6 protein-coding genes are annotated in these 4,527 nt (G+C 40.8%); 5 read left to right on the top strand and 1 reads right to left on the bottom strand.

The genetic code is table 11. The features are described from left to right. Positions 1–143: 143 nt before the first annotated feature. The 5 genes from GWK09_RS14775 to GWK09_RS14755 all read left to right on the top strand — a co-directional run bounded on the left by GWK09_RS14775 (position 144) and on the right by GWK09_RS14755 (position 4,319). Positions 144–542 carry a hypothetical protein gene (locus GWK09_RS14775; protein ID WP_163694241.1) on the top strand — a complete coding sequence of 133 codons (399 nt, stop codon included), beginning with the start codon at positions 144–146 and terminating at the stop codon, positions 540–542. Positions 543–1,274: 732 nt separating this feature from the next. Then, a complete protein-coding gene (locus tag GWK09_RS14770; RefSeq protein WP_163694240.1) occupies positions 1,275–1,808 on the top strand; it encodes a GNAT family N-acetyltransferase in 534 nt (177 codons plus the stop codon). Positions 1,809–2,237: 429 nt separating this feature from the next. After that, positions 2,238–2,828: a hypothetical protein gene (locus GWK09_RS14765; protein WP_163694239.1), complete on the top strand. Its 591-nt coding sequence runs from the start codon at positions 2,238–2,240 to the stop codon at positions 2,826–2,828. A gap of 140 nt (positions 2,829–2,968) precedes the next feature. Further along, positions 2,969–3,382, top strand: a complete 414-nt coding sequence (locus GWK09_RS14760; protein WP_163694238.1) for a hypothetical protein — start codon at positions 2,969–2,971, stop codon at positions 3,380–3,382. Between the two features lie 445 nt (positions 3,383–3,827). Then, positions 3,828–4,319: a hypothetical protein gene (locus GWK09_RS14755; protein ID WP_163694237.1), complete on the top strand. Its 492-nt coding sequence runs from the start codon at positions 3,828–3,830 to the stop codon at positions 4,317–4,319. Positions 4,320–4,343: 24 nt separating this feature from the next. Here the strand turns inward: GWK09_RS14755 and GWK09_RS14990 are convergent. Beyond that, positions 4,344–4,527: hypothetical protein (locus tag GWK09_RS14990; protein WP_204260486.1), on the bottom strand; the 184-nt coding region annotated here is incomplete at its 5' end.

The following is a 4,527-nucleotide window of genomic DNA, read 5'->3' as shown; positions in this document are numbered from 1 at the left end:
ACACAGAACAACGGCTATAACCAAGCGTGTATACCTGAGATTATTCTCTATTTGCTATCTTAGGGATTATAATAATCTTAAGGGGAGATCAGGAAACTAACGCCTGGTCATAGCCGTCACCGTTGTGTATCATTACTGATCAAATGAAATTCAAATCATTCCTTTTCGTTCTTCTATCGCTTTTATTATTCAGTTGCTCCAAGTACAGTCCAAGATTTGAAAGAAGTTTCTTGAGTGTCTTAAGTGATCTTGAGGAAATCAGTAGTGCAGAATCAGCTAAGGTCGGTTACACTAAAAGGTATTTCAGTGGAGAAACCCAACATTTCCTGGTAGTTACTCTTTCGAATTCAATGAATTTACCAGAAAATGAGACAGAATTAAAAAAGCTTGGAATGAAAGCGATGAAATTTGTTTTTGAAAATATCGACAATGAGACCATTTACGATGGCTATGAAGTTGTCTTTGAAAATCAAAAAGGAAATTTAATTACTCAAACTTTCAAATCTAGGTTTGTTTATTCTTACGAAGAAATAGAGCAGTAACGCTACACAACAACGGCTATGGTTCATCGCCCTCAGAGGTCTGGGATTATTTGCTATTTTAGGGATTAAAGAAAACAATACGGAAGGCTGGCGCCTCCAGGCGCCAAACCATAGCCGGAACAGTTACCTACCATAGCGTTTATCTTCAAGTCAAAACTCAAAGTCCTTTTGCACAGCCAAGGTAAGTCAATGACCAAAGTTCTTTCTTTTGCTATGGTCTTCACTCGGAGGTTTTTCTGGGGAAGTTCTGTAGAGATCTGGGAATTCTCAATAGGTCGGGGTAGTGCTAGCTACGTTAGGTAACAACGGCTATAGTTTAGCGCCGGCCGGGGTCGGGATTTTTTTCTATTTTAGGTCAAATAAATAACAAAACCGGTTAGATGGCGCCCTCAGGCGCCAAACCATAGCCGGAACCGTTACCTACCATAGCGTTTATCTTCAAGTCAAAACTCAAAGTCCTTTTGTAAAGCCAAGGTCGGTCAATGACCAATGCTCCTTCTTTTGCTATGGTCTTCACTCGGAGGTTTTTCTGGGGTAGTTCTGCGGAGATCTGGGAATTCTCAAGGGGTCTGGGCGGTGCTAGCTACGTTAGGTAACAACGGCTATAGTTTAGCGCCGGCCGGGGTCGGGTTTTTTTTCTATTTTAGGTCAAATAAATAACAAAACTGGTTAGATGGCGCCCTCAGGCGCCAAACCATAGCCGTCACCGTTATACACAAGTTTAGAAAGCCAATGAAGTATCTCATGGAAGGGGAGGAAACGGAAAGACTTCTTTTCAGAAAAATTCAAGATACGGACTACACTGAGTGGCTAGAGTTTCACAAGGATCCAAGAACTCATGAACATTGGATATCAGATTTAGATTCTCCAGAACAGGAGTGCAGAAAATGGTATCAAAATCAGAATTTCCGATATGAGAATAATCTAGGCGGAATGAATGTTTTGATTGAAAAGGCCTCTAATGAACTAATTGGCCACTGCGGTCTTCTTGTCCAAAATGTTGATGGCATCCATGAACTTGAGATAGGATATTCTCTTCTACCAAAATTTTGGAATAATGGTTATGCCATCGAAGCCGCTAAAAATTGTAGAGATCACGCTTTTTTAAATAACTATTCTGAATCTTTAATCTCCATTATTAGCTTGACGAATGAACCATCAAAAAAGGTCGCTATAAAAAATGGCATGCGCATAGACAAAACTACTGTCTACAACGCAAATGAGGTCTTCATTTTCCGGATAACAAAAGAAGAATGGCGGGTCTAAACCAGTGTATAACAACGGCTATGGTTTATCGCCCTCTGGGGTCTGGGAATATTTGCTATTTTAGGGATTAACAAAAATAAACGGAAGGCTGGCGCCTCCAGGCGCCAAACCATAGCCAGGGCCGTTACCTACCATAGCGTTTATCTTCTAGTCAAAAACTCAAAGTCCTTTTGCACAGCCAAGGTCGGTCAATGACCAAAGTTCCTTCTTTTGCTATGGTCTACACTCGGAGGTTTTTCTTGGGAAGTTTTGTGGAGATCCGGGAATTCTCAAGAGGTCTGGGTGGTGCTAGCTACGTTAGGTAACAACGGCTATAGTTTAGCGCCGGCCGGGGTCGGGTTTTTTTCCTATTTTAGGTCAGATAAAAAACTAATCCGGAAAGATGGCGCCTCCAGGCGCCAAACCATAGCCGGAACCGTTACCCAACATTTGCAAAAACATCATTTCATATTCATTTTAGTTCATCTCCTTTATTTTGGAGGTTACTCACAAACTTTCAATGGCAGGCTCATTGAAATGACAAATAGTAGAAATGAAATCAGAATCCCACACATTGATTATGGTGTTATCTACATTGAAACAGACAATGCCAAAATTCAATGGAAAGAAAATGGAAGCCAAATTCCTTATAAAAGCAAAGTAAGAAGTGACGGTCAATATGAAATAGATGTTTCAAATTTGGATGGAGAAAATTTCACCCTATATTTTAGTTGTGACTCCTACGCACATATTGTCCTTAAGAATATTCCGAGATCATCCCTTCAAGAATACTTCAAAATTTTACCAGCAGTACGCAATATATGGAAACCCACTTGCGGACCGGATTGCCTAACTGTGGATAAAAAAAAGACTTACAAAAGAAAATCTATCTCTGTAATCAATGGGAAGAACAAACTTATATTTCGTAGAAAGATAATTGAACCAAATAGAGATTCTGAAAGTGGTCTAATCATTCCTATACCCTTCATGGACACTTATCCTGCTGACAAAATTTATTTTTACGAATATGTATATGAATAAACGTTGGGTAACAACGGCTATAGCCCATCGCCGGCCAAGGCTTGGGAAATTTTCCTACATTAGAGTTTATTAATCAATCCAGGGGTGGTCTGCGCTTTGAGGCGTCGGGCCATAGCCGGAACCGTTATGTGCAAGCCAAAATGATCAAGTCTGAGAATATTTCTATTCCCTTAGTCATAGCAGGGGTGCTTATACTTGGATCTTTTGTTCCAATTATACAAATAGCGATGCTTCATGGAAATGGAACGTTAATGTATGTAATGGATTTGCTTGTGGATAATATCAGTGAATCCACTCTAAACTACGTGAATTTATATTTTGGGATTCTATGTGTCATTGCTTTCTTCTTCTCAAAAAGACTAGGGTATAAGATTCTTTGGGCTATTTTTTCAACGTTTTTCCTCCATGGATTTATAGTTTTTTTGGAACTAGATTTTACGAATGGTGGAGATACGTCACCTTATTTTCTTGGATTTATAATTGCTGGAGTTTTGTCCTCATTACCTCTTTTGGTTGCGGGCTATGTAAAGGAAAGAAAAGAGGCCAGCACATAACAACGGCTATGGTTCATCGCCCTCCAGGGTCTGGGATTATTTGCTATTTTAGGTCAAATAAATAACAAAACCGGTTAGATGGCGCCCTCAGGCGCCAAACCATAGCCGGAACCGTTATACTCAATACCTCCTTTCCAATTTTAACGCAAAGCTTTACGGCAGTTCGCAAGTGTTACGCAAGGGTGACGGCTGTGCGGATCACTCAAGCGGTTGGGCGGTATATCTTTGCGGCGTTGCGGAGGGGAACGGAGAGCTACGGCAGCACGGAGGGAATGTGTTTACTCAGAAGTGTCGGTACGGAGCATAACAACGGCTATAGTTTAGCGCCGGCCAGGGTCGGGATTTTTTTCTATTTTAGCTCAAATAAATAACAAATCCGGAAAGATGGCGCCTCCAGGCGCCAAACCATAGCCGGAACCGTTGTGTGTAATGTTGCCTAAACAAAATGGAAATTCTTTTTCAGAATAAAAAGAGCATCGACAAATCGGACATACCATTTCAATTTGGACTTATTTTTCTATTCCTTGTGGGTAGCTACCTGCTCTCAAGAATCAGGTACATCAATAAAGAAGTCAGTGCTACTACTTACTGGATTATGGGCATTGGACTATTTTTCCTTTTCACCTATTTAATTTTCTCAGCGAAAACTGTCAAATCAATTTATAAGGACTCGAGTTCGGGAAAACTAAAGTTTGTTATTCAGAGACAGCTCAAGAAGGATTTAATAAAGGAATTGAGCATTTCAAATCTAAGAACCGACTTGAAAAAAGAGGCCACTCGAGGTGGCGCAAAATATATCTTAAAGCTTTCGGACGGAAATAATAGTTTGAAAATTAAAACCAGTCAAAAAGGTATCACCAAGAAGGACTTGGATAATATCCTCGAAAAAATAGAAAACACTACACACAACAACGGCTATAACCCATCGCTCTCCTAGGTCTGCGCTTATTTCCTATCTTAGTTAAAACAAAACAGGTTTGCTGGGGCCTGCGCACTCAAGCGCCGTGTCATAGCCGGAACCGTTCTGATGTAATAAGTAGTACGGAGCGGAATCCCAAACGATCCAGTGAAAACCGAATGGGGATATGCCCTGGCCTCTGAAGCAGTATGCACTTGCTAAGGACTGGGCTTTTGGCTGGCGCAGC

The organism is Muriicola jejuensis (genome assembly GCF_010671595.1).
GTDB classification, from domain to species: Bacteria; Bacteroidota; Bacteroidia; order Flavobacteriales; family Flavobacteriaceae; genus Muriicola; species Muriicola jejuensis.
This window is presented reverse-complemented; position numbering and strand designations above follow the sequence as displayed.

What these genes read in the sequence shown, in the direction of transcription:
- GWK09_RS14775 (WP_163694241.1), top strand. Translation starts at nt 144, where the DNA reads ATGAAATTCAAATCATTCCTTTTCGTTCTTCTATCGCTTTTATTATTC.
- GWK09_RS14770 (WP_163694240.1), top strand. Translation starts at nt 1,275, where the DNA reads ATGAAGTATCTCATGGAAGGGGAGGAAACGGAAAGACTTCTTTTCAGA.
- GWK09_RS14760 (WP_163694238.1), top strand. Translation starts at nt 2,969, where the DNA reads ATGATCAAGTCTGAGAATATTTCTATTCCCTTAGTCATAGCAGGGGTG.
- GWK09_RS14755 (WP_163694237.1), top strand. Translation starts at nt 3,828, where the DNA reads ATGGAAATTCTTTTTCAGAATAAAAAGAGCATCGACAAATCGGACATA.